This is a genomic window from Streptomyces nanhaiensis, from assembly GCF_046614825.1.
Taxonomy (GTDB): Bacteria; Actinomycetota; Actinomycetes; order Streptomycetales; family Streptomycetaceae; genus Streptomyces; species Streptomyces radiopugnans.
This window is the reverse complement of sequence record NZ_JBKJFM010000012.1, coordinates 38557-65488: the sequence shown is the minus strand read 5'-3', so window position 1 is coordinate 65488 and position 26932 is coordinate 38557. Positions and strand designations below refer to the sequence as shown.

The following is a 26932-nucleotide window of genomic DNA, read 5'->3' as shown; positions in this document are numbered from 1 at the left end:
CGCCGCCCGCCCTCGTCCTCGGCTGGCGCGGCGCGTTCCCCGGCCGGGCCCGCTCGCTGGCCGCCGTCGGGCGCCTGGCCGTGCCGCTGGCGATGATCACCGCGGCGCTGGGCGCCTGGGCCACCGTGGACCGCTTCCACGAACGCCCGGAGGAGATCGGCCTGCCCGCCGCCCTCACCGTGCGCGACGGTTCCCCGGACGACTCCGCTTCCTCCGGCTCGCCCGGCTCGCCCGGCTCGTCCGGCTCGTCCGGCTCGTCCGCCGGTGCGGCCTCCCGGGCCTCCGGGGCCGAGCGCCACGCCCGCACCGAGCGGCTGCTGGCCGCGCACCCCGACGTCACCGCCGTCCACCCCGGCACGGAGGTCGAGGCCCTCGTCCCCGGCCAGACCGCCACCATCACCCTGCGCGGCCTGGGCACCGACGCCGACCCCTACCCGTTCGCCCTCGCCGAGGGCCGCCTGCCCGACGGCCCGGACGAGGCCGTCGCCGGACAGGGGCTGCTCGACCTGCTGGACGTACGCGTCGGCGACTGGGTGCGCATGACCGTCCAGGGACGCCCGCAGATCCTCCACATAACCGGCCGCTCCATCGAACCCGAGGACGGCGGCCGGGTGATCTCCACCTCCCTGGACAACCTCGACCTGGGCGACGGCTCCGGCACGACCGAGCCCGACCTCCACCACCTCGTCCTGCGCGACGGCGCCGACGCCGGGGAGGTCGGCGCCGAACTGGCCGCCTCCTCCGGCGGCCGGCTGGAGGTCCGCGAGGCGGTCAACCCCGCCGACGGACTGGCCGGCGTACGCGGCGTCATCGCCGGACTGATCGCCGTGCTCGCCCTGATCGGCCTCACCGAGCTGTCCACCGTCCTCGGCGCCCGCGTCCGCGACCGGGGACGCGATCTGCTCGCGCTCAAGGCCATCGGCCTGACCCCGCGCCAGATAGCGGGCGTGATCACCGTCTCCACCGCCTTCACCGCACTGGCCGCCGCCGTCGCCGGCACCGTGCTGGGGGCCGCCGCCGGCCACTGGCTGATCGACGCGCAGGGCCGCTCCAGCGGCATCGGTGCGGGCATAGCCCAGTCCCCGCCCCCCGGCGCGCTGCTGCTGGTGATCGCCGCGGCCGTGGTGGGCGCGGTCGCGGTCTCGGCGGTCCCGGCCGCCCGTGCCTCCCGCCGCCGCATCGCCGACACGCTCAGCGAGACGCTCTGACACCCCCCGGGTCCGGTCGTTCGGAACCGGAGACGGGTTCTCCCCGTTCCGCCTCGGCGGAACGGGGAGAACCCGGAGGAAGAGACTGCCGTGAGAACGGACCGCGCGGGGTCAGACGCCCGCGATCGACTGGATCCAGGAGCGGTAGGCGGTCACGTTGGTGTAGGCCGTGGTGGTCTGCCGGTCGCTGGTGGACGCGACACCGACCTGGACGCCGTTGGCCATCATCGGGCCGCCGGAGTCGCCGCCCGCGGTGATGCCGTCGCCGCGGCGGGCGCAGATCGCCGAGCCGTAGTAGGCGTCACGGCAGCCGCCGGTCACGATCACGTTCGCGACCTTCAGGTAGCGGGACTGGCAGTTGGCCTCGGAGCCGCACTGGGAGGTGGCGCCCCAGCCGTAGACCTGCACGGTCTGGTTCACCGACACCGAACCCGGCTGCCCCAGGCGGGCGTAGGTCGCCGAGACGGAGCGGTCCAGGCGGACCAGCGACAGGTCCGAGGAGGAGTGGTTGTAGATCTGGGTGCCGTTGGCGACGGTGCCGCCGCTGTGCTGGTCGAGGCTGCCGATGCGGAAGGACAGCCCGCCGCCGCCGACGCAGTGCCTGGCGGTGAGGATCCAGGTCGGCGCGATGATCGTCGCGGAGCACGTCTCACGGCCGTTGGAGAACAGCCGGGCGGCCCAGGGGGCGTTCTGCGCGTAGCCGCCGCCGATGATCGGCTGCGGGCCGCCGCTGCCGGGCGGAAGCTCCTTGGCCGAGGCGGCCGGGGCCAGCACGAAGAGGGAGAGAACGGCGGCCATGGCCGCGATCAGAGCGGGGACGAGCCTGGTTATTCGCAAGGGGTGCCTCGCTTCCGGATACACGCGGTGGTTCGCGTGTGGCCTGTGGGGGAGGCACCAGGATTCCCGTAAGCGGAACGGGCTGGGTACTACCACTTGGCCATAGCACGGTGTTATGGCCCCGGGTTCCGGGAACTCCCGCGGCTGCGGGCGGCAGGTCACAGGTAGATCTGCCGCCCGCAGTCGCGGCAGCGGACCTTGCCGCCGAGCCTCCCGATCCGCCGGTGCCCGCACGCGACGGTCCCCGTCGCGCCGTCCGTGCCGCCCGTTCCGTCCGGCGGCTCGTCCCGGCCGTGGGACTGGAGGCGCACCATGTGGTCCAGCTCCGCGATGCACGGCCCGCACGCGTACACGTCGCCGGCCGCACCGGGCGTACGCACCGAGCCGATCCACAGCACCCGCACGCCCTCACGGCGGCAGTACAGCCAACACCCTCCCGTGGTCCAGCCGTTGGCGTCGTCGGTGCGTGCCGGCAGCGGCCACCCGTCGCGCCACGGGCGCTCGACGGCCGGAGAGAACGGAGGCGGCGTCACACCGCACCCCGCCCGGTGTCCTGCCCGGCGCCCCTCTTGGCGCCCCGCTCGATGACGGCCGCCAACTCCCGTGCCACCGGCGCGGAGCACTCGCCGAGGACCACCATCGCGTAACCGGCCGCCCCGTCCGCGCGTACGGGGGTGCGGACGTCCACGGCCGGGAACCGGATCCTCGCCCGCCGCAGCGCCTCGGCGAGCGCGTCACGGGCCGCCTCCGCCTCCCCGATCCGTTGCTCCTCAACCCGATCCGAACCTTCCATCACCATATGGTGTGACTCCTCAGCCGTATCCCTGTGCGAGAAGCGACAGCGCGACTACCGTCGGTCGCGTTCGCTGTATGAGCATGAACCGGTGTGGAGCGCGAACACCCGTGGCCGGGAAGCCTTTCCCGGCCGCCCGGTGCCGCTTCCACACATTCCACGGAGGGGGACGGAATGCCGCCGAGAAGAGTGGTCACGGGCCGCAGTCAGGAGCCGCGCCGGCGGTTCGCCGAGGAGCTGCGCACCCTGCGCACCGAACGCGGCGACAGCCTGCGGAAGCTGGGCGAGGCACTGGGCTGGGACTGGTCGCTGTTCGGCAAGATGGAGAGCGGCCACACCATCGGCAGCCCGGACGTCGCCCAGGCCCTCGACCAGTACTACGGCACCCCTGGCCTGTTGCTGGCCCTGTGGGAGCTGGCGGCCGGGGATGCCACTCAGTTCCGCGAGAAGTACCGCCGTTTCATGGCACTCGAGGGCGAGGCGGTGAGCATTCAGACCTACTCGCCCAGCCTCATGCCGGGCTTGCTCCAGAGCGAGGAGTACGCCCGCGAACTGCTGATGCTGGGCGGTCTGGACCCTGGCAGCGAGCTGGATCAGCAGGTGGCGGCACGGATGAGCCGCCGGGACGTGCTGACGGGTGACGGCGCACCCCAGCTCCGCGCGATCCTCGACGAGGCGGTCCTGCGCCGCCCGCTGCCGAACATCGAGGCATGGCGCGCTCAGTTGAAGCACCTGGAGGAGATGACGAGACGGCGGAACGTGACGGTCCAGGTGCTCCCCTTCTCCGCGGGCCTGTGCGAGCTGGTCAACACGGACACCTGGCTCCTGCGACTGCTGGACGGCCGAACGGTCGCCTGGGTGGAGACGGGCTACAACGGGGAGTTGGTCGAGGAAGCGGCCAAGGTCGAGCGGCTCCAGGTCGATTACGATCGGCTGCGCGACAAGGCCCTTACCCCGCGCGACTCGGCGGAGTTCCTACTCCGACTCCTGGAGGAGCTTTCATGACCACCTCCCCGCACGAGATAACCGCCGCACGGTGGCGCAAGTCCAGCCACAGCAACCAGGACGGAGGCGCCTGCGTCGAGGTCGCCGACAACCTCCCCGGCACCGTCCCCGTGCGCGACAGCAAGACCCCGCACGGCCCGGCCCTCGCCTTCGGCCCGGATGCCTGGGCGTCGTTCCTCACCGCCGTCAAGGACGACCGGCTCACGGCCTGATCGGCAGGTGCTGCCGACGGGAGTGACCATCGATGCACGGCAGACGATGTCCCACGCACTGAACCGCCCCCAGTAACCGCTGAGGTCCCCCTTGAGCGGTCCCGGTTTTCCGATGCCTCCGAAAGGGTCTCGCCCGCTCTCCTCGGTGAGTCGGTTGACGCGTCTGGTCATACGGCGATCCGTCTCGGACCAGTGGACGTAGTCGGCCCGCCCATCTGTGCTCGGTCAATGCGATCTTCACTCGGCGTCGTCGGTCTCGATCAGCTCACGGGGCGAGACCTGGCCTTCCTCGGCCTCCGCGATCGACTCGGCCAGACGCCGGGCGTTCGCGGGTGAACGCAGCAGGTAGGTCGTCTCCTGCCAGGGGGCGAAGTCCTCTTCCGACGGCAGTACGGCGTTCCCGTTGCAGAATGTGATGTGCACGGGAGCGTGGTCGTTGTTGACCTGCTCGATCAGCGGAAACAAGTCCCTGCGAGCCTCGCCGACGGTGCTGGACACGATCACCTTTCCCTACAAGCGGTACAAGGAGCGGTACCACTCGCTGTCATGTATGGCCAGCCACGCCTTCCATGAGTCACCGGAGGCGGTCCTTTCACGTGCTGCGTACTGCCGGGCAGCTCACAGGCCAGGGCGGCGGCCACCGTCAGCGGCGGGAGGAGCCTCGCCTGACCTGCCGGGAGCGGTCGCGCCGACGGGGCGGGGAGTTCGACGGCCGCTTCCCGCCGCCGTTCCGGGCCGGGCCCTCGTCCTTGGCGGCGCGGGCCGTACCGGCCGCGTCGGCGGCAGCGTCGGCGTCGAACGGCGGCTCTCCGGTCTCCTCCGCCTCGTCGTAGTCCGGGAGGTCCCCGAAGTCCGGTGCCTGGAAGGGGTTCCGGGCCGGGGGCTGCGACGCCGCCCTGGGGGCCGAGGGCACGGGGTCGGGCGCGGAGAACAGCTCGGTGGTGTCGATGGGGAGATCTGCCTCTCGGGGCGGAAACGTGGTGTGGGGGGAGACGGCCGGCCGCCGTACGGCGGCCGTGCGCGGCGGCCTCAGAGAGCGCTCAGCTTGAGGTACGGGCTGAGGATCCGCACCTGCTTCGCCCCGAAGTCGACGAGCACCGCGATCCCGTCCTCGACGGAGACGATACGGCCGAGGCCGTAGGTGTCGTGGGTGACCCGCTCACCCTCGGCGAAGTACTTGTCGGGCGGTGCGACAGGGGCTTTGAAGGGGCTGGTGGGCAGGTGGCGCCGGGCTACGGCCGATTTTGTCATTAACGCCAGTATGCACCCGACGGTCCGGTGCGCGCCCTGTCGTACCGCCTCCACTTCCCGGACCGCACCGCCCGCCGGGGCACGCTCACGGCTCGACCACGGTCTCCTGGGCCGCTGCCGTGTCGCCCGCGAGCAGCTCCGCGTCCACCGGGACGTTCCGCTTCACCAGGGCCAGGGCGATCGGGCCCAGTTCGTGGTGGCGGGCCGAGGTGGTGACGAAGCCGAGCTGCCGCCCCTCCGGGCCGTCCTTCGCCAGCCGCACGGGCGTGCCGTGGCCGGGCAGGTGCACCTCGCTGCCGTCCAGGTGGAGGAAGACCAGCCGGCGCGGCGGCTTCCCCAGGTTGTGGACGCGCGCCACGGTCTCCTGGCCCCGGTAGCAGCCCTTCTGCAGGTGGACGGCCGTGCCGATCCAGCCCAGCTCGTGCGGGATGGTGCGGTGGTCGGTCTCCAGACCCAGCCGCGGCCGGTGCGCCTCCACGCGCAGCGCCTCCAGCGCCAGTACGCCGACCGCCGGGCCGTGGGCGGCGGCGTAGGACTCCAGCTCGCCCCGCGGCAGGAACAGGTCCCGCCCGTACGCCGTCTCGCGGACGACCACACCCTCGGGCACCTCGGCGATGGAGCCCGCCGGGAGGTGCACCACGGCGTACCCGGCCGTGGCGTCGGCGACCTCGACCCGGTAGAAGAACTTCATGCTCTCCAGGTAGGCGATCAGCGCCTCGCGGGTGCCCGGCTCGACGTGCATCCAGACGGTGGCGCCGTCGTCGACGAGGTAGAGCGCGTGCTCGATGTGGCCGTTGGCGGAGAGGATCAGCGCCTCGGTGGCGCGGCCGGGCTCCAGCTCGCTGACGTGCTGGGTGATCAGCAGGTGGAGCCAGCTCAGGCGGTCCTCGCCGCTGACGGTGACCACGCCGCGGTGCGAGAGGTCCACCAGTCCGCCGCCGTCGGCGAGCGTGCGCTGCTCGCGGAAGAGGTCGCCGTAGTGCGCGGCGACGCCTTCGTCCGGCGCCTCGGCGGGGACGGCGCCGGGCAGCGACAGCAGGGGGCTCTTGTACGACATGCGGCCAGCCTACGACCCGGCGCCGTCCGCGCTCTCGTCCGCGCCCCCCTCGGTGCCCTCCTCCGGGTCCCTTCCCGGGGGTTTCCCGGCGCAGTCGCGGCAGCGGCCGAAGATCGCGAAGTGCTTCATGTCGGTGTCGAACCCGAACATCTCCCGCAGCCGGCCGGTGAAGTCGGCGGCGAGCGCGGTGTCGGCCTCGATCACCTTGGTGCAGTCCCGGCACACCAGGTGCATGTGGTCGTGCCGGTCGGCCAGGTGGTAGGTGGGAGCGCCGTGGCCCAGGTGGGCGTGGCTGACCAGCCCCAGCTCCTCCAGCAGCTCCAGCGTGCGGTAGACGGTGGAGATGTTCACGCTCCCCGCCGTGCGCCGCACCTCGGCGAGGATGTCGTCCGGAGTGGAGTGCTCCAGCCTGTCCACGGCCTCCAGCACGAGCTGGCGCTGCGGCGTCAGCCGGTATCCGCGTCTGCGTAGGTCGCTCTGCCAGTCGGTGCTCACCACAGTGGCCAGTGTAGGAGGGGACGTCGGGAACGGTACGGGGATCGCGTCACCGGGAGGTGCCGGGCTCGGTGAACAGCATGTGGGCCAGAGCCTCACGGATCTCCGCGGTCGTCCGGGCGATCTCCGCGCGGACGTGCGCTCCTGCGGTGGGGTCAACCCCGATACGGGCACCCGCCCTCACCCCGCCGCAGACGCTGTCTCCGAGCCCCGTGCCTCGGCAGCTGCCCGGTTGGGCAGGCGGGTGCCGACAGGGTCGGCCGAAGTGGCGGCTACGCGCTGTTCCCGTGTTCGGCCGGAGCTTCTCCGGCGCCGAGCGCGTCCTCTGAGCGGTGGTTCCCACCCGGCAAGGCGGTCACGAGGACGGCGCCGAGCGCGAGGAGGACGGCAGCGACGATGAGCGCGAGTGAGAAGCCCTCCGTCGCGGCGTGCGGGGAGCCGCTCTGTGCGACCGTTGCGTCGCCGCGGCGCGTGGCCAGAGCGACGAGCACCGCCACCCCGATGGCGCCACCGACTTGTTGGACGGAGCTCAGGACGGCCGAGCCGAGCCCGGCGTTCTCCTCGGTGGTGCCCGTGAGCGCGGCGACGGTCAGGGCGGGCAGAGCCAGTCCGCATCCGAGGCCGGTGACGAGCATGCCGGGCAGCACTCCGGAGGCGTAGCCGTCGCCCGGTGCCACTCCGGACAGCAGCAGGAGTCCGGCCGCGCCGATCAGGAACGAGATCACGAGGGCCGGGCGCATGCCGAGCCCGCTAACCGCCCGGGAGGAGAGCCGCATGCCTGCCAGGACGCCGGCGCCGTAGGGCAGATAGGCGAGGCCGGCTGTGAGGGGGCGGTAGCCGAGCACTGTCTGCAGGTGCACCATCAGCAGGAAGGCCACCGCGTACATGGCGGCGGAGAACAGCAGTGTCGCCCCGTTGGCGACGGCGCGGAACCGGAATGACAGGAACGGCAACGGCACCAGCGGCTCGGCGGAGCGTGTCTCGACCGCGATGAAGGCGGCGGCCAGGAGCACGGCCGAAATCAGGGACCCGACAGCGGCCGGGTCGCGCCAGCCCGACTCCCCGGTCCGGAGCAGCCCGTGGACCAGGGACACCAGGGCGCCGGTGCCGAGTACCGCGCCGGGTACGTCGAGGCGTACCGTGCGCCCGGCCCGGCTCTCGGGGACCATGCGCGGCAGCAGCACGACGGCCGCCGCGGCCACCGGCAGGTTGATCAGGAAGATCCAGCGCCAGGACGCGAGACCGGTCAGCGCTCCGGAGATCACCAGGCCCGTCGTACCGCCCAGAGCCGCGATGCCGCCCCAGACGCCGAACGCCCTGGCGCGTTCCTCGGCACCGGGGAACAGGAGTGAGATCAGTGCCAGCGCGGCCGGGCCGGCCATGGCCGCTCCCGCACCCTGGGCGAACCGCCCGGCCACGAGCTGCCAGGGCTCCTGCGCGAGCCCGCAGACGAGGCTCGCCGCACCGAACAGCGCCACACCGGTCAGGAAGACGCGCCTGCGGCCCAGCAGGTCGGCCATGCGGCCGAACAGCAGCAGCAGTCCGCCGAAGGCGAGGAAGTAGGCGTTGACGACCCAGGCCAGGCCCGTGGTGCCGAAGCCGAGGTCGTCGCGCACGCTGGGGAGCGCGACGCTCACCACGTTGTCGTCCAGGACGAGCATGAACTGCACGAAGCACAGCACCACCAGGGCCGGTCCACGGCGCCCGACGGCGTCGGTGGTGGCCGCGGTCGACACCGAGGTCATACCGGGCGTCCTGTCCTCGTGAGCGGCCTGTGCGAACGGTGGTGGCGCCCCTGGCGCGGATGACTTATCGGCACAGGACGACGCTATGCACCGGCCGTGTTGGCCGCGATGCGCTACGGGGCCATGTCGTATCGCACTGGGGACATAGGCTCGGGAACGTGACCGATGCCGTAGTGGGGGCCGTCCCGGCCGGAGTGGGCGCGATCGTCGTCGGGAACTTTCCGCTGGCGTCCGGGCAGTGGTTCGTCCCGCACAGCCACCCGCAGCACCAGTTGGCCTGGGCACGGCGTGGGGTTCTCGGCGTCGCTGTCGGTGATGCGTACTGGGTCCTGCCGCGCACACGGGCGTTGTGGCTGCCCGCGGGGGTCGTCCACCGGACCGGTGCGACCCGCGACGCGGTGCTGTGCAGCCTCTACCTCGAACCGGACAGATGTGGTCGGGGCTGGGCAGAACCCACGCCGGTCGGAGTCGACGGGCTGCTGGCCCACCTGATCGCCTACCTCGGCCGCGAGGAACTCCCCGATGACGCCCGGCTACGGGCCGAGGCGGTCGTGCTGGATCTGCTGCGCCCCTTGCCGGCCACGCCCATCGATGTGCCGGACCCCGCCGACGACCGCGTACGCGCCGTGGCCGGCGCGCTGCTCGCCAACCCCGCGGACGACCGGAGCCTTGAAGCGCACGCACGGGCCGCCGGGGTGAGCCGACGCACCCTGACCCGGCTGTTCGCCCAGGACACCGGCATGAGCTTCGACCGCTGGCGAACCCATGTGCGGCTGCGTGCCGCCCTTCCCCTCCTCGCCGAGGGCCAGCCCGTTTCCCGGGTCGCGCATGCCGTCGGATACGCGACACCGAGCGCCTTCCTCGCGGCCTTCCGGCGAACCGTCGGCACTTCCCCGGGGCGGTACCTCCATGGCGACGCCTCGTTCGGGGCGTCGGCGACGGGCACCGCCGGTGAACGACCACCGCAGGTGCCCGGACCCCGGGAAACGGGGGAGCCCGGCGCCTCGCCGTGAGCACCTGCGGGTGTGAAGCCGCGGAAGTCGTCAACTCCGGCGCGCTCCTGGTGCGCTCCCGGCCTACTTGAAGAAGGCGATCCCGTCGTCCGGGAGGTCCTTGAGGTCCTTGGCCCACTCGCGCGGGTCGACGACCTTCTTCAGGTGCGCCGACATGTACGGGCGCAGCGGGCGCTCGGGGTCCGGGGTGGCCAGCTCGCCGACCCACATCAGATCGCCCTTGACGTAGCCGTACAGCCGCTTGCCGCCGGAGTACTCGCCGGCCGAGGACAGGCGGGCGAAGGCGTCCGTGACCAGGTCGATCTGCGGCTTCTGCTCGGCCATCCCGCCGTGCCAGACCTCGACGATGCCCCGGTCGCGGACCATGACGGCCTCGACCCGGCGCTCCGCGTCGATCTTCCAGTAGCCGCTCTCGTTCTCCAGCGGGCGGACCTTCTCGCCCTTGTCGTCCAGCTCCCAGGTGCGCGAGACGTACTCCAGGGTGTCCCGGCCGTCGTGGGAGAAGGTGACCTCCTGGCCGAAGTTGCACTGCTCGCGGTCCGGGAAGTCCGCGACGCCAGCGCCCGCCCAGTCGCCCAGGAGGAACGCGAGGGGGACGAGGTCCGGGTGGAGGTCGGACGGAATCTCGATCATGGGGTGCTCAGACGATCTGTCGAGGGCGTGTGGTCTGCGGTGCGGCCCGGGCTCAGGCCGTACGCGGCCCGGGTCATGGGACGGGAACGGGTCAGCGCTGGCCCTGGTAGAGCTTCTTCACGGTCAGGCCCGTGAACGCCAGGACGCCGACACAGACCAGGACCAGCAGGGCGGTGAAGAATGCCTCAAGCACGGGAGCGCTCCTCGGGGGCTCGGCACGGACGTACGGGCCTGCGGGCGGCCCGCCGACGAGTCTAGTCGGCCCGCGGCGGGGCGGTGCTGTGAGGTGCGCCGCCCCGCCACGGGGCCGGTCGGGGCCGGGCTCCCGGCCCTGGATCTCAGCCCCTGGATCCCAGCCCCTGGATCCCAGCCCCTGGATCCCAGCCCCTGGATCCCAGCCCCTGGATCTCAGCCCAGGAGCTGGGCCTGGAGGATCACCGTCTGCCGGAACGGCACCGCGGGAGCCGTCCCCTTCCGGGACTGGACGATCAGGGCCACGGTGTCGCCGGCGAGCAGGTACGCGTGGCGGGTGTGGACCTCGCCGCGGGGCTTCGGCTCGTCGTACACCTCGAGCTCGACGTTCTCCGGGGCGTTCTCCGGCGGCCAGCTCTCGTCCATCTTCGACTCCGGGGCCTCGGCCAGGGGCAGACCCGGCACCAGGCCCCCGTACAGCACCTCGGCGTGGAGGTCGCCCGCCACGGCGCCGCTGTTGAACCGCAGCAGGTGGACGCTGGTGCGGGTGCCGTCCGGCATGACCCAGCCGCGGGCGGCGACGTGCCGTACGGCGTCGTCCGCCAGCCGCTGCCGCAGCTCGTCGCGGTCGCCCTTCTCGTAGAGGCCGGTGTAGTCCCCGACCGTGACCCAGCCGCCCTTCGACGGGGGAAGCCCGCCGCCCTCGCCGGCCTTCCCGTCCTCCTCGGCCTCCTCGGCCCCCTCGGGCAGGGGGATCAGCAGCTCGCGCAGGTCGGCGTGGTGGACCTCGCCCTCGTTGCCCCGCGCGAACGGGCGCGGGGAGCCGGAGGGGAGGGCGGGCAGGGCGAGCCGCGGATAGTCCCAGCGCCCGTCGCTCTCGGTGGCCAGTCCCGGCACCTCGTGGCGCTCCAGCCGCGTGATGCCGTAGGCGGTGCCAGCGCAGAACACACCGAAGACCGCCACGGCGGCAGTCCAGCGGCCGACGGCCCGCAGGACGCGGGGCGACGGACGGCGGCGCTTCGGCGGCGCGGGGGGACCGGACCGCGCGGCCGGAACGGCTGCGGAGGGAGCGGGCGGCGGAGCAGGCACGGCGGCCGCCCGCGGGTCCTCCGCCGGGCTGGCCGCCGGTACGGGCGAATGCGGCGGGGCGGCGGGTGCGGTCGGCTCCGGCCGGTCTGTCGTGGACTCGGTCATACGTACTCCCCCGGGGACACCAGGTGGTCGAGCTGGTCCTTCAGCAGTTCCGCCGCTTCCTTCTCGGGGAAGGGCTCGACGCCGTCGACCCGGAACGAGACCAGGTACTCGTCCTGGTGGGCGGTGCAGAACATCGCCTCCAGCTCCGAGTCGCCGTCCTCGGGCGGCAGGAAGCACCGGGCGTTCCCGTGGCCCTTGATCTCCGGGCCGTCGCGGAAGACCGACAGGGCGTCGGCCAGCTCGGACTGGAAGGTGCTCAGGTCCTTCACGCCCTTCTCGTTCTTCATGCGCGCGAGCTGGATCTCGGCCGTGAACCGGTTGTCGTAGGGCGTGTACGTGCGCATCACGATGCCCTGGACACGCAGCTTCTCCACGTACTCGCGGTGCCGGCGGCGCTCCTTGCCCGGCAGCCCCTTGCCGCCCTCGCGCAGCAGGGCCTGTGCCTGCCTGCCGCTCAGCTCGGTGTCGTTGCCGAACTCGGAGACGTCCGGGCCGAGCCGGAAGTCCTCGGGGACGGGCAGCAGTTTCCTGCGCAGCTCGCCGTCGGTGCGGCCTTCCCGGAGGTCGGGCGCCGGATCGTCCTCGGAGGGGGTCTTCGAGGGCTTCTTCCAGACCTCCGTGGGGGCCGAGACGTCGGCGCCGTCCACGGTGGCCCTGGTGTAGGCGAGTCCGCCGCCGGCCGTGCCGAGCACCAGGGCGGCGGACAGCAGGGGGACGAGGACGCGGCGGAGCCGGCCCCTCCCGCGCGGACCGGCGTCCTGCGGGCCGTCCGCGGCCGCCGTGGCGGGGGGTGCGTCCGGGCCGGTCCCCGCGCTTGGCGCGGTCCCCGTGTCCGGGCCGGTGGTCCCCGTGTCCGGGGCGGTGGTCCCCGTGTCCGGGGCGGTGGGCGCGGTCGGCGGCTCGGCCGGTGCGTCCGCGGTGCTCCGGTTCTCCTGGTCGCTCACAGCCGCTCCAGTTGCCGCTCGGCCAGGGACCTGATGTCGCGCTCGGCGATCGGCTTGGCGTCGTAGATCCAGATGTCCATCATGATGTCGCCGCGCTGGGCGATGGCCCGGGCCCGGTACATCGGGAGGTAGCCGGGCCTGCGGTCGGGCCGGTCGAAGGTGTAGTAGCGGCCGTTGCCCGACCCCTTCAGCGCGGAGCCTTCGTTGCCCGCGTGACTGTCGAAGGACATGTACGACTGCTGGCTCTCGGCGTGGTCGAGGGCGGACCGGCGCTTCTCCTCGCGGAACTGCACGAGCCTGACGCTCACCGTGCGCCGTGCGCTCGGGCGCCAGGCCGCGGTCGCGATGCGGCGCAGGTTCTCGTCGGCCAGGTAGGTGAACATGCGGCTGGGACTCTCGAACTCCCCGGCGTAGCCGGACAGCGAGAGCCAGCCGTCCGACTCCGACGGCATCTCCGACTCGCGGGCGCCCTCGGGCTTGTCCAGGAGCAGCTTGCGCAGATCGCCGTCCGTGCGCACCCGCCGGTCCTCCTCGGCGGTCAGCGGCTCGGGCCCCTCGCCTTCGGGCAGCGGCTTCTTCGGGTACGACAGCTCCGCCTGGGACAGCGGGGGCAGCGGGGTGGGCGCGCGGTCGGCCTGGGCGGTGTAGCCGCCCGCGAGTCCGCCGACGGTGCCGAGCAGGGCGGCGCAGGCCAGCAGCAGGGCCGTACGGCCGCGGCGGCGCGGCCGGTCCCGGACGGGCGCCGCGGGCGGCGCCTCCGCCGGGAGCGAGGGCGGGACCGGGGGCGGAGGGCCGGCCGGGAGGGCCTGTACGGCCTCGGCTTCCGGCGCGGGCGCGGCCTGGGGTACGTGCGCGGGCTCGGGTACGGACTCGGGAGGTTCCGCCGGTCGCGGCGGGAGCGTGGACATGAAATCTCCTCACACGTTTGTCAGTTCGCTGACAAGGCGGTGGGAGGGAAGGTTGTGCCCGTGCCGATCACGATCGGATTGCGGTAGGCGCCAGGGGCTACCGTGGTCCGCATGGCAGCTGTGTCGAAGAAGCTCGTGATCAAGGTGACGGCCGGGGCGGACGCGCCCGAGCGGTGCTCGCAGGCCTTCACGGTGGCGGCGGTGGCCGTGGCCAGCGGGGTGGAGGTGTCGCTCTGGCTGACCGGGGAGTCGGCGTGGTTCGCGCTGCCGGGCCGGGCGGCGGAGTTCGAACTGCCGCACTCCGCGCCGCTGCCCGAGCTGCTCGACGGCGTCCTGGCGGGCGGGCGGGTCACCCTGTGCACCCAGTGCGCGGCGCGGCGCGGGATCGAGGAGAAGGACGTGATCGAGGGCGTCCGCATCGCCGGGGCCCAGGTGTTCGTCAGCGAGATCACGGGCGAGGGCGTGCAGGCACTCGTCTACTGAACGCCCGCTGGAAGCCTGCCGGACGCCCTCCGGGCGTCCGCGTCCGGACAGGACGGAGGCCGTGCCCCGCACAAGGTGTCCAACCCCGGGGCACGGCCTCCGTACGTCATGCGGCCGCCGGCGGCCGCCGTGCGGCCGTCACGCGGTCACACCGCGATGGGGACCTCCACCAGGCCGCCCTGCTGGGCGACGACGGTGCGGTCCGCGCTGCCGCCCGGGACCAGGGCGCGCACGGTCCAGGTGCCCTCGGCGGCGTAGAAGCGGAACTGGCCGGTGGCGGAGGTGGGGACCTCGGCCGTGAACTCGCCGGTGCTGTCCAGCAGCCGGACGTACCCGGTGACGGGCTCGCCGCCGCGGGTCACCTGGCCCTGGATCGTCGTCTCACCGGGCTTGATGGAGGAGGCGTCGGGGCCGCCTGCCTGTGCTCCGCACATGTCGGGTGCTCTTCCTTCCGGAACGGGGAGTTGGTGTGGCGGTGGAGCGGAGGGGCTCAGGCGCCCTTGCCGTCGCCGAGCTCGATCGGCACGCCGACCAGCGAGCCGTACTCGGTCCAGGAGCCGTCGTAGTTCTTGACGTTCTCCTGGCCCAGCAGCTCGTGCAGGACGAACCAGGTGTGGGCGGAGCGCTCGCCGATGCGGCAGTAGGCGATGGTGTCCTTGGACAGGTCCACACCCGCCTCCTGGTACAGCTCCTTCAGCTCCTCGTCGGACTTGAAGGTGCCGTCGTCGTTGGCCGACTTCGACCACGGGATGTTGCTGGCGGTCGGGACGTGGCCCGGACGCTGCGACTGCTCCTGCGGCAGGTGGGCGGGGGCGAGCAGCTTGCCGCTGAACTCGTCGGGGGAGCGGACGTCCACCAGGTTCAGCTTGCCGATGGCCTCGACGACGTCGTCGCGGAAGGCGCGGATCGACTTGTCCTGCTCCTTGGCCTTGTACTCGGTCTTCGCGCGGGTGGGCACCTCGGAGACCAGCTCGCGGGCGTCCAGCTCCCACTTCTTGCGGCCGCCGTCGAGGAGCTTCACGTCCTGGTGGCCGTAGAGCTTGAAGTACCAGTAGGCGTAGGACGCGAACCAGTTGTTGTTGCCGCCGTAGAGGACGACGGTGTCGTCGTTGGAGATGCCCTTCTCGGACAGCAGCTTCTCGAAGCCCGCCTGGTCGACGAAGTCACGGCGGACCGGGTCCTGGAGGTCGGTCTTCCAGTCGATCCGGACGGCGTTCTTGATGTGGTTCTTGTCGTAGGCCGAGGTGTCCTCGTCCACCTCGACGATGACCACCTTGGGGTCGTCGATGTGGGCCTCGACCCAGTCGGCGTCGACCAGGACGTCACTGCGGCTCATGTCTCTCCTCCGGAGGGCAGGTACTACGGGGTGTGCGGTGCGGTGGACGTGCGTGCGGCGGCGCGGGGCGCCGGCGGGCGCGCACGGGGCTGTACGCCGCGGTGGCGGGGACAGCGGGGCGGTGTGCGGCTGCGGTCCGGGCTGCGAGGGGCGCCGAGGGCCGGCCGTCAGACGACGGCGCGACAGAGCATGGCGGCGACACGGCAAAGATCGACTGCCCGTCGCTTCGTGAGATCCGCCTGTCGCTTCATGGGCCCGATCGTAGGGACGGAGGGGCGGGCGTGTCACCGTAGTTCCAGATGGTGAGAAAGTGATGCCCGAAATGTGAGACGGAGGGGAGGCCGGGGAGCCCCTCCGGACGGATCCGCGGATGCCCGGGAGAGGGGTTCTGCGAGGCGGACGCGGGCGTCTCGGAAAGTGGACGGGCCGGGCGGTCCGCGAGCGGTGCGGTGCCGGCCGGGTGCCGGCCGGGTGCGGCGTCAGCCGGCCAGGTTCACGTCCGATCCGCTCAGGTGCAGCACGACGCCCTCCTCGTCCACCTCCGCCTTCTCCAGCTTCAGCCCCGCGGGAAGGCCGGTGATCTTCAGCTTCCGGTCTATCTGCGCCCGCACGGCGTTCTCGGCCACGGGCAGGTCGGGGAGGTCCTCGGCGTGCAGCGCGACGGTGTCGCCGTCCTCCACCTCGACCGAACTGTGCAGGGTGAGCTCCACGAGGGTCAGGTTCACATCCAGTCTGACCTGGTTCTTCGCGGCCCGCTCCGCGCCGGCGTAGGCGAGGGAGGCGCCCTTCGCGCCCGCCTCGGTCAGGTCCTGGTAGCTGATCCGCGCGCTGCCGGCGGCCCGGTCGGCGACGGCGGAGGAGAAGTTGTCCTCCAGCCGCACGTCGCTGAGGCGCACGTCCACCTCGGTGACGTCCACGTCGCGCCCGCCGACCTGGACCGTCAGCCCGTTCATCGTGGCGTCCACCGACTCCAGCTCCTTGCCCACGACCTGGGTCAGGAAGGGGAAGCCGTGGATCTCCACGGCGGCCCGCTCGTTCAGGCCCCTGGAGCTCTGGACCTTCTCGGCGACCTTGTCCTCGGCCAGGTTCACCGCCAGCCGGTCGGCGCCGACGAACAGACCGCCGAAGAGGACGACGAGTCCCAGCAGGGCTTTCAGTGCGCGCATCGTGGTGGTCCCCCCAGGGTGGCCGGGTGCGGTCGGGTCGGTCGGACTGGTCGCGCCGGTCGGTCCGCGCCGATCGGTCCGGGCTGATCGGTCCCGGCTGATCGGGCTGCTCGGTCAGATCGACGCAGACGGAAGCCGATCGGGTTCCGGCGAGCCTAACCCGTGGTGCCCCGCGACAGGTCGGCACCACGGGCCGCGCGGCCCTACGCCAACGCCCTGCCGAGCAGGTAGACCGCCGGCACGGCGGCGGTCAGCGGCAGCGCCACACCGGCCGTCATGTGGACGAAGCGGGAGGGGAAGTCGTAGCTCGCCACCCGCAGCCCGATCAGTGCGCACACCCCGGCCACCGCCCCCAGCAGCGCGCCGGAGCCGCCCATGGAGGTGAACTCCCCGGCCGCGGCACCCGCGCCCGCGGCGGCCGACAGCGACACGACCACGGAGACCGCCTGCGGCAGCGGCAGCGCCCGGGCGAGCGCGGCGGCCGCCACGGCGAGCGCGCCGACCGTCACCGCGTCGGGCTCGGCGGCCAGGTGGCCGGCGGCGATCACGGTGAGGGCGGTGGAGGTGACCCCGGCCGTCAGGGCGTACAGGCGCTCGTCGGGCGAGGAGTGGTTGCGCAGCTGGAGGACGAGGACGAACAGGACCCACACCCCGAGCGTGCCGATGACGACGGCCGAGGCGTGCTCGGCGCCGAGCGCCAGCAGGGCGACGTCCGCGGTGACGCCCGCCAGGAAGGCCAGGGCGATGCCCTGCCGCGCCGGCCACATGCCGTTGAGCCGGAACCAGCCCGCGGCCGTGACCGCCTGGAGCAGCACCACGGCGACGGCCGCCACCGGGCGGGAGGCCTGGACGGTGGCCGCGAGCAGTACGGCCAGGAGGGCGGTGAGGGCGGCGGGCGCCAGGCCCGGCGCGATGATCGGGCTGCCGGTACGCCGCGGAGCGGCGGAGGGGGCCCCGGCGGCGGAAGCGGCGGCCGGAGCCTCGGCGGTGGCGGTGACCGCCGCGCCGCCCCGCTCGGGGGGCAGTGGCCCGGGACCGGGGTGGTGGGGCGGCGCGGGGACGCCGGGAGCTGTGTACGGGTCCTGGCCCGGGGCCTGACCCGCGGCGGCGTACGGGCCGGGCTGCTGGTACCGGCCGTACTGCTCGTACTGCTCGTACTGGCCGTACGCCTCCTGCCCGCCGTACGCCGGGCCCGCGGGGGCGGCCGGGGAGTCGTGGCCGTGGCCGTGACCGTGGTCGTAGCCGTAGGGGCCGGGCTGCGAGCCGTACGGCTGCCCCGGCGGGTACTGCTGGTCGGTCATCGGGAGCCTCCCGCGAAGGGGGGAAGCACCTCGACGGTGCCGCCCTCGGTCAGTCGGACGAGTCGGTGGTCGCGCTTGCCGACCGGCTCGCCGTCCACCAGGAAGGAGCACAGGCCCAGCACCCGGTCGAAGTCAGGCCGGCCGGCGTGCCGCAGGCGCGCCTCGGCCAGCGCTTCGGCCAGCGTGTGGGCCTCGTATCTCTCCTCGGTGATCCCGGCGGCGGCCTTGGCCGCGGCCCAGTAGCGGATCATGCCGCTCGGCATGGTGTGTCCCTCTCAGCCGTCCGTCGTGCCTCCACCATGATGGCGCGGCGCACGCCCGGCCCGTGCCGTCGCCCAGGAGGCGATCCGCTCCAGCAGCTCCGGGGGCGCGGCGTTCTCGGCGTGTCCGAAGCCGCGCTCGATCCACAGCTCCGTGCACGCCGGGTCGGCGGCTTCGAGCAGCGAGTACGGGTGGTCCAGCGGGAAGTAGGCGTCCCGGTCGCCGTGCACCACCAGCAGCGGGGTCGGGGCGACCAGCGGTGCGGCCTCCACCGGCGACAGCGGCACCGGGTCCCAGTCCCGGTGGTGGACGCGGGTGCGCAGTCCGTAGCGGGAGACCAGGCGCCCGGTGGGGTGCTGGATCGCCCAGTGGACCCGCCGCATGGCCGGGGTGCCCCGGTAGTACCAGCGGGCGGGGGCGCTCACGGCGACGGCCGCATCGGTGTGTGCGTCCGTGCGCCCCCGGTGCATCCTGTGCTCCGAGTCACCTGTGCCGGCCCCGCCGTCCGGCCCGGCACCGTACGCCGTGCCGGCCGGCTCCGCCCGGCAGAGCGCCGCGTGCCGCAGCACCACCGAGCCGCCCATCGAGAAGCCCGCAGTCGCCACCGCGGAGTGCCCCAGCGAACGCGCCCAGCGCACCGCCGCGGCGAGGTCGAGCACCTCCCGGTCGCCGACCGTGGAGCGCCCGCCCGAACGGCCGTGCCCGCGGAAGGAGAACGTGATCACGTCCGCATGCCGGGCGAAGACCTGTGACACTCGTCGCACCGCGGGCCGCTCCAGCGAGCCGGTGAAACCGTGCGCGACGACGATCGCAGGGCCCCGCCCGGCGGCCCGTGCCGCGCCCTCGTCCCGGCCCGCGGAACTCCCGTCGCGGGGCTGGTAGCAGGCGTCCACGCCCACCCCGTCGTCGGTCCGCAGCCGTGTCCGCAGGAGCGTGCGCGAAGGCGCCCGCTCCCCCGTGCGCCCGGCACCCTGGGTGACCGTCCCGCCACGGAAAAGTCCCTCCGCGCCCTCCGCGTCCTCGCTCATGTGGGATATTGTCGATGAAGAGAAGGATCCGGGCAGCGCCGCCCCCGGGTCCTTTCGTGCTTTCGGAGCGCAGTACGAAGCAGTGCCGCCACACGCCCCACGGGGCCGGGGAAGGACTCGACGTCATGAGCTCGCTACTCCTGCTGACCAACGCCCTCCAGCCCTCGACCGAAGTCCTGCCCGCGCTCGGCCTGCTGCTGCACAACGTCCGTGTGGCCCCGGCCGAGGGCCCGGCGCTGGTGGACACCCCCGGCGCCGACGTCGTCCTGATCGACGGCCGCCGCGACCTTCCGCAGGTGCGCTCCCTGTGTCAGCTGCTGCGCTCCACGGGGCCGGGCTGCCCGCTGATCCTGGTGGTCACCGAGGGCGGTCTCGCGGCCGTCACCGCCGAGTGGGGCGTCGACGACGTCCTGCTGGACACCGCGGGGCCTGCCGAGGTCGAGGCCCGGCTGCGGCTGGCCACCGGACGGCGGCAGATCGCCGGCGACGACGGCCCGGCGGAGATCCGCACCGGCGACCTGTCGGTGGACGAGGCCACCTACAGCGCCAAGCTCAAGGGGCGCGTACTGGACCTGACCTTCAAGGAGTTCGAGCTGCTGAAGTACCTGGCGCAGCACCCCGGCCGGGTGTTCACCAGGGCGCAGCTCCTCCAGGAGGTGTGGGGCTACGACTACTTCGGCGGCACCCGGACCGTCGACGTCCACGTACGGCGGCTGCGGGCCAAGCTCGGCCCGGAGCACGAGTCGCTGATCGGGACCGTGCGCAACGTCGGATACCGCTTCGTGCTGCCGGAGAAGAAGGAGCCGACCGCCGAGGAGCGCAAGGCGCGCAAGGACGCCAAGGCGACCGTGGACGCCGCCGAGAGGATGGCGCAGGACGCGGCGCACGGCGTGGCCGGGGACGCGGCCGGGGACGGGCGGAGGACCGCCGCTCGCCGGGGAGGGAACTGAGTCGGCGCGCGTAGACTTCCCGCTGTGGCGAAGGTGACGCGGGACGATGTGGCGAGACTGGCGGGTACGTCGACCGCGGTCGTCAGCTATGTGATAAACGACGGGCCCCGGCCGGTCGCGCCGGCGACCCGCGAGCGCGTGCTCGCGGCGATCAAGGAGCTGGGGTACCGGCCGGACCGGGTCGCGCAGGCGATGGCGTCCCGGCGCACCGACCTGATAGGGCTGATCGTCCCCGACGCCCGGCAGCCGTTCTTCGCGGAGATGGCGCACGCGGTCGAACAGGCCGCCGCCGACCGCGGGAAGATGGTGCTCGTCGGCAACTCCGACTACCTCGACGAGCGCGAGGTGCACTATCTGCGGGCCTTCCTCGGCATGCGCGTCTCGGGCCTGATCCTGATCAGCCAGGGCCCCAGCGAGCGCGCCGCCGCCGAGATAGAGGCGTGGGACGCGCGCGTGGTGCTGCTGCACCGCAGGCCCGAGGCGATCGACGACGTGGCCGTCGTCCTCGACGACGTCGGCGGCGCGCAGATGGTCACCCGCCACCTGCTGGAGCACGGCCACGAGTACGTCGCCTGCCTGGGCGGCGTGGAGTCCACCCCCGCCTACGGGGACCCGGTGACCGACCACGTGGAGGGCTGGCGCCGGGCGATGAAGGAGGCCGGCCGCTCCACCGACGGCCGTCTCTTCCAGGCCCCCTACAACCGCTACGACACCTACCGCGTCGCCCTCGACCTGCTCGCCGGCCCCGACCGGCCGCCCGCGCTGGTGTGCGCCACCGACGACCAGGCCATCGGCGTGCTGCGCGCCGCCCGCGAGCTGGGCCTGGACGTGCCCGGCGAGCTGGCGGTGGCCGGGTTCGACGACGTGAAGGAGGCGGCGCTGACCGATCCGCCGCTGACCACGGTGGGCTCGGACCGCGAGGCGATGGCCCGCGCGGCGGTCGACCTGGTGCTGGACGACGGGGTGCGGGCGACGGGGTCGCGGCGCGAGCGCGTGCGCCAGTTCCCGTCGGGGCTGGTGGTGCGCCGCTCCTGCGGCTGCGGCGGCTAGACGGGAGCAGACGGAGGTCCCGGCCGGTTCCGGTCCGCCGGGCTTCGGTCCGCGGGGCCACGGTCCGCGGGGCTTCGGGGGATCCCGGGGGCGGTTCTTCCCGAGGTCTCAGCCCGCCCTCATGAAGTTCTCATTCCGGGCGCGCACGGTTGTGTGCATGAGCGACCACGAGACGAACCGCGCGTATCCGCTCCGCCCGTCGTACGAGCCCTCCGTTCCGGACCCCGGCCCCACTCCCGAGCCCGCCCCCGGAGCGCACGCCCGGCGGCGGGCGGGCCGCCCCGTCGGGCTGCTGGCCGCCGTGGCCGTCGTGGCCGCCGCGGTCGGCGGCGGCACGGCGACCCTGGCCGGCGAGGCGTTCGGCGGCGGTTCCGCGCCCGCCGCCACCTCCTCCGTCCTCGGAACCAACGCCTCCGACACCGGCACCGGCATCGCCGAGGTCGTCAGGGCCGTCACCCCGAGCGTCGTGGAGATCGCCGCCTCCTCCCGCTCCGGTTCCGCGACCGGATCCGGCGTGGTGATCTCCGGGAAGGGCGAGATCCTCACCAACAACCACGTAGTCTCCGGCGCCACCGGGATCGAGGTCACCTTCTCCGACGGCGGCACCGCCCGCGCCGAGATCGTCGGCACCGAGCCCGGCCTCGACATGGCGCTGATCCGGATCGAGGACGCCGACGGCCTCGACCTCACCCCCGCCGAGCTCGGCGACTCCGACGCCGTCCGCGTCGGCGACCGGGTCATCGCCTTCGGCTCGCCCCAGGGCCTGTCGGGCACGGTCACCAGCGGCATCGTCTCCGCCAAGGACCGCGAGGTCACGGTGGAGAGGGCGGGGGAGGACGCCCGGCCGAGGGACGACCGGACCTGGCCCTTCGAGTTCGACGGCGGCCGGTACAACGGCGAGCTGGGCTCCGAGACCACCACCTACCGGGCGATCCAGACCGACGCCTCACTCAACCCCGGCAACTCCGGCGGACCGCTGGTCGACACGGAGGGCCGCGTGATCGGCGTCAACTCGGCGATCCACAGCAACGCCTCCACCGCCGCCGAGGCGGGCAGCGTCGGCCTGGGCTTCGCCGTACCCGTGAACGACGTGAAGGAGATCCTCGACGACCTGCGCGCCGGCGGATGAGCGGCGGACGAGGTGAGTGCGACACTCCCCCCATGACCACCGCCTCCTCCGCCACGCCCCACCCCGCCCCGCCCGCGCGCGTGCTGGTCGTCGACGACGAGCCGGCCGTAAGGGAGGCCCTGCGCCGCAGCCTGGTCTTCGAGGGCTACGAGGCCGAGCTCGCCGCCGACGGCCTGGAGGCGCTGCGGCAGGTGGAGGCGTACCGCCCCGACCTGGTGATCCTGGACGTGCTGATGCCGCGCATGGACGGGCTGACCGCCGCACGGCGGCTGCGCGCGAACGGGGTGACCGTCCCCGTCCTGATGCTCACCGCCCGGGACACCGTCGGCGACCGCGTCACCGGCCTGGACGCGGGGGCCGACGACTACCTGGTCAAGCCGTTCGAGCTGGACGAGCTGCTGGCCCGCATCCGCGCACTGCTGCGCCGCAGCTCCTACGCCCGCGAGCAGGCCGGCGCCGAGGAGACCGAGGTGCTCTCCTTCGCCGACCTGCGCATGGACCTCACCACGCGCGAGGTGACCCGCGGCGGGCGGCCGGTGGAGCTGACGCGGACGGAGTTCACGCTGCTGGAGATGTTCATGGCCCACCCGCGGCAGGTCCTCACCCGCGAGCAGATCCTCAAGGCCGTCTGGGGCTTCGACTTCGAGCCCTCCTCCAACTCCCTGGACGTGTACGTGATGTACCTGCGCCGCAAGACCGAGGCGGGCGGCGAGCCGCGCCTGGTGCACACCGTGCGCGGCGTCGGCTACGTCCTCCGGGACAACGCGGGCTCCGGCCCCGGCGCGGCACCCGGCCCCGCACCGGGGGAAGCGCGCCCGTGACGTCCCGGCTCAACTCCCTGCCGCTGCGCTCGCGCCTGGCCCTGCTGGTCGCGGTGGCCGTGGCGGTCGCGGTGGCGGCGTGCTCGCTGGCCGCCTGGCTCCTGGTGCGGGAGCAGCTCACCGACTCCCTCGACGACGCGCTGCACGCCAACCGGGTGCCCGACAGCCGGCTCATCGACCTCGTCCGCGCCGGGCGGTGCCGGGCGGTGCCGGAGGAGGAGCGGCTGGACACCCCCAATCCGTTCGACTCCACCGTGCAGCTCGTGGACCGCGACGGCGACAGTTGCATGGCCTTCGGCGAGCGGCCCCTGCCGGTCTCCGCCGCCGATGTGGCCGTCGCCCGCGGCGAGCGCGCGGAGGCCCTGCACACCGTCACCGCGGGGGGCGAGAGGTACCGCGTGCTCACCACCCCCCTGGGCGGCACGGACGCAGCCGTGACGGTGGCCCGCCCGATGGCCGAGGTCGACCAGAGCCTGGACACCCTCGCCCTCGTCCTCGGCCTGGTCGCCGCCACCGGCGTGCTCGGCGCGGCGGGCGCCGGCGTTCTGCTCGCACGCGCCGGCCTGCGCCCGGTGGACCGGCTGACCGACGCGGTCGAGCACGTCGCCCGCACCGAGGACCTGGCCGTCCGCATCCCCGTCGAGGGCGACGACGAGATCGCCCGCCTGTCGCGCTCCTTCAACGCCATGACCGCCGCCCTGGCCACCTCCCGGGACCTCCAGCAGCAGTTGATCGCCGACGCCGGGCACGAGCTGCGCACCCCGCTGACCTCGCTGCGCACCAACATCGACCTGCTGGTGCGCAGCGAGCAGGCCGGCCGCCCGCTGCCGCCGGAGGACCGCCGGGAACTGCTGGAGTCGGTACGCGCCCAGATCGGCGAACTGGCCTCCCTCATCGGCGACCTCCAGGAGCTGTCCCGGCCCGACGCGGCGCCCGCCGGCGGGCCGGTGGAGATCACCGGACTGCACGAGACCGCCGAACGCGCCGTGGAGCGCGCCCGGCTGCGCGGCTCGGACATCACCATCACCCGCGACCTGGCCCCCTGGTACGTACGGGCCGAACCGGCCGCGCTGGAGCGGGCGGTGGTCAACCTGCTGGACAACGCGGTGAAGTTCTCCCCGCCCGGCGGGACGATCGACGTACGCCTCGACGGATCCACCGGCACCCTGCGCGTACGCGACCGCGGCCCCGGCATCCCCGAGGACGAACTCCCCTACGTCTTCGACCGCTTCTGGCGCTCGCCGTCCGCCCGCAGCCTCCCCGGCTCGGGCCTGGGCCTGTCCATCGTGGCCCGCACGGTCCGCCGCAGCGGCGGCGAGATCGCCCTCCGCCCGGCCCCGGGCGGCGGCACGGAGGCCGTCCTGCGCCTCCCGGGCGCACCCGCGCCCCCGCCGGACCCCGTGCCCTGACCGACGGGGCCGGAGGCCCGGCGGAGGCCGCGTCACGCGGTGGCGGGCCGGCCGGAGGCGGCGGCAGCGGCGGGGGCGGTCAGGACACAGGTGAACACGGTGTCCCCGCCCTGGCGGCCCGTCACCTCGACTCCGTGGCTCCCGCCGTCCGGGTCCGCCACGGGTTCCACCTCGACGGTGCAGGGCTCGTCCAGTTCGACGTAGCGGTGGAAGAGGGCCGACGCGGAGGTGGGCCCGGTGCGGTGGGAGAGGAAGTGGCCGTGGGCCGCCTGGTAGGCGGCTTCGAGCAGCACCATGCCGGGGACGTGGTCGGTGCTGTGGTCGAAGAGGACGGGGTTGCGGGGGTCCGGGCTCAGCAGCCAGTGCTCCGGGCGGCTGGTGGGGGCGAGCACCACGTTCACGGGGTCGAGGCGGCCGACGAGGTGGGGGGCGACGGTGGACGGCCGCTCACGGAGACCGCCGATGCCGGCGGTGTCCCTGCCGCCCCGCATGCGGCGGTACGTCTCGGGAGGGATGCAGGTGAACTCTCCCCCGCCGATGGCCACGGTCCGGCCCTCCCGGCGGATGGTGATCGACATGCGGAGCCGCACGCGCCGGGAGCCGCGCCGGTGGACCTCCGCGGTGGCCTCCAGCGTGAGGTCGGTGGGGGCCAAGCCTATGCGGCAGTGCTCGCGGTCGACCGTGAAGTCCAGGTGGTGCAGGAGGAAGGCGTGCCCGAGCGGGACGCCGAACTCGCTGTGGGCGAGGTACAGCCCGGCCTGGCGTATGGTCTCGGCGGCCAGCAGCGGGTGGTGCAGGGTGCCGTCCTCGACGGTGAAGAGGGTGTGGGCCCGGGGCCACTGGCCGGTCAGGGAGAAGTGCTTGTCGTCCAGCCGGGTGGCGCGGCCGGTCAGGAAGACCTCGGCCACCGCCCTGCGGTGGACGAACTCCCGCGGAACGGTGGTGGTCGTCTCCGGAGGGGTCGGCTCGGGCCTCCGGAGCGGCGGGCGGTGGGAGGGGACCGAGATCGTCATTTCGCTCATGGACATCTCCAGATGAGGGCGAGAGACGCGGAGAGATGGCGGTCAGACTCGACAGTTAATAAGATACAAACTGGACGGTTTTTTCAAGGGAGTTCTGTGGTCCGCCTGCCGACCGAGGCGGCCGGGCCGCCTCACCGTGCGGCGGGCGGCCCGTACTCCGACCATTCCGAGGGGAGCTGGAACTTTGAGAAGCCGGATCCGCCCTGTGGTGCTCGACCCCTCCGGCCGTGACGTGCTCGGTGAGGCCGACCGTCTGCGGCGCATGGGCCCCGTCGTGCCCGTGGAGCTCCCCGGAGGTGTGAGGGCCTGGTCGGTCACCAGCCACGAGCTGGTGAGGCGGCTGATGCTCGATCCCAGGGTCTCCAAGGACGCCCACCGCCACTGGCCCGCCTGGACCGGGGGCGAGGTGGACGACAGCTGGCCCCTGGCCATGTGGGTCTCGGTCGAGAACATGCTCACGGCCTACGGCGAGGACCACAGGCGCCTGCGGCGGCTGGTGGCCGGAGCGTTCACCGCGCGCCGTACGGCCGGACTGCGGCCGCGCGTCGAGGAGATCACCGCGGAACTGCTCGACGGGATCGCCGCGGCGCCCCGGGGCCGGCCGGTCGACCTGCGCGAGGAGTTCGCCCTGCGGCTGCCGGTCCGGGTGATCTTCGAGCTGCTGGGCGTCTCCGGCGCCGACCACGGCGGCCTGCGCCACCTCGTCGACAACCTGCTCAGGACCTCGGCGACCCCGCAGGAGGCGGCGGCCAACCAGCGGAAGCTGTACGCCGAGCTCTCCGCCCTCGTCGCCCGGCGGCGCGCGGCTCCCGGCCCGGACCTGATCAGCGCCCTGATCGACGCGTGCGACGAGGGCGGGGGGCTCAGCGGGAAGGAGCTCGTCGACACGGTCCTGCTGATCGTCGGCGCGGGGTACGAGACGACCGCGAACCTGCTCGAGCAGGCGGTCTTCTCGCTGCTCACCCACCCCGGTCAGCTCGAACTCGTCCGCTCCGGCCGCGCCTCCTGGGAGGACGTGATCGACGAGACGCTCCGCTCCCGCCCGCCCATAGCCAACATCCCGCTGCGCTTCGCGGTGGAGGACATCGAGGTGGGGGACACCCTGATCGCGAAGGGCGATCCGATCGTCATGGGCCTGGCGGCCGCGGGACGGGACCCCGATGTGCACGGGGCGGACGCCGGGGAATTCGACGTCACCCGCCCCACCCGGGCCGACCACCCGGCCTTCGGCCACGGCGTCCACCACTGCCCCGGGCGTCCGCTCGCCCGGCTGGAGGCCGGCATCGCGCTGCCCGCGCTCTTCGACCGGTTCCCGCGGATGGCCCTGGCCGTGCCGCCCGGCGGAATCCCGCCGCTGGAGTCGTTCATCTCCAACGGCCACCGCACGCTGCCGGTCCTGCTGCACCGGGAGGAGGAGCTGTGAGCCGCCGCACGGGGGGTCTCCGAGGGGCGGCGCAGGTAAGATACGTCTCGTTCGGTTTTGTTTCAC

Annotated in this window: 32 protein-coding genes and 1 pseudogene; 11 read left to right on the top strand and 22 right to left on the bottom strand. The window is 73.3% G+C overall.

Annotated elements, in window-relative coordinates:
- A partial coding sequence (locus ACLIYP_RS06095; RefSeq protein WP_412712118.1) for an FtsX-like permease family protein occupies positions 1–1208 on the top strand: 1208 nt, incomplete at its 5' end.
- Between the two features lie 111 nt (positions 1209–1319).
- Here ACLIYP_RS06095 and ACLIYP_RS06090 read toward each other — a convergent pair.
- The 3 genes from ACLIYP_RS06090 to ACLIYP_RS06080 form a co-directional block, all read right to left on the bottom strand.
- Positions 1320–2045 (bottom strand): S1 family peptidase, encoded by a 726-nt coding sequence (locus ACLIYP_RS06090; protein ID WP_412712117.1) that lies wholly within the window; start codon positions 2043–2045, stop codon positions 1320–1322.
- A 158-nt stretch (positions 2046–2203) separates the two neighbouring features.
- Positions 2204–2578, bottom strand: coding sequence for a hypothetical protein (locus ACLIYP_RS06085; protein WP_412712116.1), 375 nt, complete (start codon positions 2576–2578; stop codon positions 2204–2206).
- On the bottom strand, positions 2575–2838 hold the full coding sequence (locus ACLIYP_RS06080) for a hypothetical protein (RefSeq protein WP_412712115.1): 264 nt from the start codon (positions 2836–2838) through the stop codon (positions 2575–2577). The genes ACLIYP_RS06085 and ACLIYP_RS06080 overlap by 4 nt, the downstream gene beginning before the upstream one ends.
- Positions 2839–3012: 174 nt before the next feature.
- Between ACLIYP_RS06080 and ACLIYP_RS06075 the strand changes: the two genes are divergently transcribed.
- Positions 3013–3843, top strand: a complete 831-nt coding sequence (locus ACLIYP_RS06075; protein ID WP_412712114.1) for a helix-turn-helix domain-containing protein — start codon at positions 3013–3015, stop codon at positions 3841–3843.
- Positions 3840–4055 (top strand): DUF397 domain-containing protein, encoded by a 216-nt coding sequence (locus ACLIYP_RS06070; protein ID WP_412712113.1) that lies wholly within the window; start codon positions 3840–3842, stop codon positions 4053–4055. Before ACLIYP_RS06075 ends, ACLIYP_RS06070 begins: the two co-directional genes overlap by 4 nt.
- A 63-nt stretch (positions 4056–4118) precedes the next feature.
- On the opposite strand, the pseudogene ACLIYP_RS06065 reads toward ACLIYP_RS06070, so the two are convergent.
- From ACLIYP_RS06065 to ACLIYP_RS06035, 7 genes and pseudogenes are all read right to left on the bottom strand, one after another.
- Positions 4119–4268, bottom strand: a pseudogene (locus tag ACLIYP_RS06065) (type II toxin-antitoxin system YoeB family toxin); the annotation flags it as partial.
- Positions 4269–4292: 24 nt separating this feature from the next.
- Positions 4293–4553 carry a type II toxin-antitoxin system Phd/YefM family antitoxin gene (locus tag ACLIYP_RS06060; RefSeq protein WP_412712112.1) on the bottom strand — a complete coding sequence of 87 codons (261 nt, stop codon included), beginning with the start codon at positions 4551–4553 and terminating at the stop codon, positions 4293–4295.
- A gap of 145 nt (positions 4554–4698) precedes the next feature.
- Complete coding sequence (locus ACLIYP_RS06055; protein WP_412712111.1) at positions 4699–4968, bottom strand: hypothetical protein; 270 nt, start codon at positions 4966–4968, stop codon at positions 4699–4701.
- A 116-nt stretch (positions 4969–5084) separates the two neighbouring features.
- Positions 5085–5306 (bottom strand): hypothetical protein, encoded by a 222-nt coding sequence (locus ACLIYP_RS06050; RefSeq protein WP_412712110.1) that lies wholly within the window; start codon positions 5304–5306, stop codon positions 5085–5087.
- Between the two features lie 85 nt (positions 5307–5391).
- Positions 5392–6363: a CAF17-like 4Fe-4S cluster assembly/insertion protein YgfZ gene (gene ygfZ, locus ACLIYP_RS06045; RefSeq protein WP_412712109.1), complete on the bottom strand. Its 972-nt coding sequence runs from the start codon at positions 6361–6363 to the stop codon at positions 5392–5394.
- 9 nt (positions 6364–6372) lie between these two features.
- Positions 6373–6861 carry a Fur family transcriptional regulator gene (locus ACLIYP_RS06040; RefSeq protein ID WP_412712108.1) on the bottom strand — a complete coding sequence of 163 codons (489 nt, stop codon included), beginning with the start codon at positions 6859–6861 and terminating at the stop codon, positions 6373–6375.
- A 269-nt stretch (positions 6862–7130) separates the two neighbouring features.
- A complete protein-coding gene (locus tag ACLIYP_RS06035) occupies positions 7131–8603 on the bottom strand; it encodes an MFS transporter (protein ID WP_412712107.1) in 1473 nt (490 codons plus the stop codon).
- Between the two features lie 158 nt (positions 8604–8761).
- Between ACLIYP_RS06035 and ACLIYP_RS06030 the strand changes: the two genes are divergently transcribed.
- Positions 8762–9616, top strand: a complete 855-nt coding sequence (locus tag ACLIYP_RS06030; protein WP_412712106.1) for a helix-turn-helix transcriptional regulator — start codon at positions 8762–8764, stop codon at positions 9614–9616.
- 63 nt (positions 9617–9679) lie between these two features.
- On the opposite strand, the gene ACLIYP_RS06025 is transcribed toward ACLIYP_RS06030, so the two are convergent.
- The 4 genes from ACLIYP_RS06025 to ACLIYP_RS06010 all read right to left on the bottom strand — a co-directional run bounded on the left by ACLIYP_RS06025 (position 9680) and on the right by ACLIYP_RS06010 (position 13487).
- Positions 9680–10249, bottom strand: coding sequence for a heme-binding beta-barrel domain-containing protein (locus ACLIYP_RS06025; RefSeq protein ID WP_412712105.1), 570 nt, complete (start codon positions 10247–10249; stop codon positions 9680–9682).
- 408 nt (positions 10250–10657) lie between these two features.
- The gene (locus ACLIYP_RS06020) at positions 10658–11404 is read right to left on the bottom strand and encodes a hypothetical protein (protein ID WP_412712104.1); all 747 of its coding nucleotides are present in this window, start codon (positions 11402–11404) and stop codon (positions 10658–10660) included.
- 227 nt (positions 11405–11631) lie between these two features.
- Entirely contained in the window at positions 11632–12579 is a 948-nt protein-coding gene (locus ACLIYP_RS06015; RefSeq protein ID WP_412712103.1) for a hypothetical protein, read from the bottom strand.
- Positions 12576–13487, bottom strand: coding sequence for a hypothetical protein (locus ACLIYP_RS06010; RefSeq protein ID WP_412712102.1), 912 nt, complete (start codon positions 13485–13487; stop codon positions 12576–12578). Before ACLIYP_RS06010 ends, ACLIYP_RS06015 begins: the two co-directional genes overlap by 4 nt.
- A gap of 120 nt (positions 13488–13607) precedes the next feature.
- Between ACLIYP_RS06010 and ACLIYP_RS06005 the strand changes: the two genes are divergently transcribed.
- Positions 13608–13970, top strand: coding sequence for a DsrE family protein (locus ACLIYP_RS06005; RefSeq protein ID WP_412712119.1), 363 nt, complete (start codon positions 13608–13610; stop codon positions 13968–13970).
- Between the two features lie 146 nt (positions 13971–14116).
- Here ACLIYP_RS06005 and ACLIYP_RS06000 read toward each other — a convergent pair whose 3' ends face one another.
- From ACLIYP_RS06000 to ACLIYP_RS05970, 7 genes are all read right to left on the bottom strand, one after another.
- Positions 14117–14404 carry a DUF1416 domain-containing protein gene (locus ACLIYP_RS06000; protein WP_093658758.1) on the bottom strand — a complete coding sequence of 96 codons (288 nt, stop codon included), beginning with the start codon at positions 14402–14404 and terminating at the stop codon, positions 14117–14119.
- Positions 14405–14460: 56 nt separating this feature from the next.
- A complete protein-coding gene (locus tag ACLIYP_RS05995) occupies positions 14461–15306 on the bottom strand; it encodes a sulfurtransferase (RefSeq protein WP_412712101.1) in 846 nt (281 codons plus the stop codon).
- Between the two features lie 167 nt (positions 15307–15473).
- Positions 15474–15557, bottom strand: coding sequence for a putative leader peptide (locus ACLIYP_RS05990; protein WP_369126573.1), 84 nt, complete (start codon positions 15555–15557; stop codon positions 15474–15476).
- A gap of 228 nt (positions 15558–15785) precedes the next feature.
- On the bottom strand, positions 15786–16472 hold the full coding sequence (locus tag ACLIYP_RS05985) for an LmeA family phospholipid-binding protein (RefSeq protein ID WP_412712100.1): 687 nt from the start codon (positions 16470–16472) through the stop codon (positions 15786–15788).
- A gap of 203 nt (positions 16473–16675) precedes the next feature.
- The gene (locus ACLIYP_RS05980; RefSeq protein WP_412712099.1) at positions 16676–17773 is read right to left on the bottom strand and encodes a hypothetical protein; all 1098 of its coding nucleotides are present in this window, start codon (positions 17771–17773) and stop codon (positions 16676–16678) included.
- Positions 17770–18036 carry a MoaD/ThiS family protein gene (locus ACLIYP_RS05975; RefSeq protein ID WP_093658765.1) on the bottom strand — a complete coding sequence of 89 codons (267 nt, stop codon included), beginning with the start codon at positions 18034–18036 and terminating at the stop codon, positions 17770–17772. The genes ACLIYP_RS05980 and ACLIYP_RS05975 overlap by 4 nt, the downstream gene beginning before the upstream one ends.
- A 12-nt stretch (positions 18037–18048) precedes the next feature.
- Positions 18049–19062: an alpha/beta hydrolase gene (locus tag ACLIYP_RS05970; protein WP_412712098.1), complete on the bottom strand. Its 1014-nt coding sequence runs from the start codon at positions 19060–19062 to the stop codon at positions 18049–18051.
- A 125-nt stretch (positions 19063–19187) separates the two neighbouring features.
- Between ACLIYP_RS05970 and ACLIYP_RS05965 the strand changes: the two genes are divergently transcribed.
- The 5 genes from ACLIYP_RS05965 to ACLIYP_RS05945 all read left to right on the top strand — a co-directional run bounded on the left by ACLIYP_RS05965 (position 19188) and on the right by ACLIYP_RS05945 (position 24421).
- Positions 19188–20012, top strand: coding sequence for a response regulator transcription factor (locus ACLIYP_RS05965; RefSeq protein WP_412712097.1), 825 nt, complete (start codon positions 19188–19190; stop codon positions 20010–20012).
- 24 nt (positions 20013–20036) lie between these two features.
- Complete coding sequence (locus tag ACLIYP_RS05960; protein ID WP_412694868.1) at positions 20037–21062, top strand: LacI family DNA-binding transcriptional regulator; 1026 nt, start codon at positions 20037–20039, stop codon at positions 21060–21062.
- A gap of 157 nt (positions 21063–21219) precedes the next feature.
- On the top strand, positions 21220–22191 hold the full coding sequence (locus tag ACLIYP_RS05955; RefSeq protein ID WP_412712096.1) for a S1C family serine protease: 972 nt from the start codon (positions 21220–21222) through the stop codon (positions 22189–22191).
- Positions 22192–22223: 32 nt separating this feature from the next.
- On the top strand, positions 22224–23012 hold the full coding sequence (locus ACLIYP_RS05950; RefSeq protein ID WP_412712095.1) for a response regulator transcription factor: 789 nt from the start codon (positions 22224–22226) through the stop codon (positions 23010–23012).
- Positions 23009–24421, top strand: coding sequence for a HAMP domain-containing sensor histidine kinase (locus tag ACLIYP_RS05945; RefSeq protein WP_412712094.1), 1413 nt, complete (start codon positions 23009–23011; stop codon positions 24419–24421). The genes ACLIYP_RS05950 and ACLIYP_RS05945 overlap by 4 nt, the downstream gene beginning before the upstream one ends.
- Positions 24422–24453: 32 nt before the next feature.
- On the opposite strand, the gene ACLIYP_RS05940 is transcribed toward ACLIYP_RS05945, so the two are convergent.
- Positions 24454–25443 (bottom strand): ScbA/BarX family gamma-butyrolactone biosynthesis protein, encoded by a 990-nt coding sequence (locus ACLIYP_RS05940; RefSeq protein WP_412712093.1) that lies wholly within the window; start codon positions 25441–25443, stop codon positions 24454–24456.
- 184 nt (positions 25444–25627) lie between these two features.
- Between ACLIYP_RS05940 and ACLIYP_RS05935 the strand changes: the two genes are divergently transcribed.
- Positions 25628–26866: a cytochrome P450 family protein gene (locus ACLIYP_RS05935; protein ID WP_412712092.1), complete on the top strand. Its 1239-nt coding sequence runs from the start codon at positions 25628–25630 to the stop codon at positions 26864–26866.
- Positions 26867–26932: the final 66 nt, after the last annotated feature.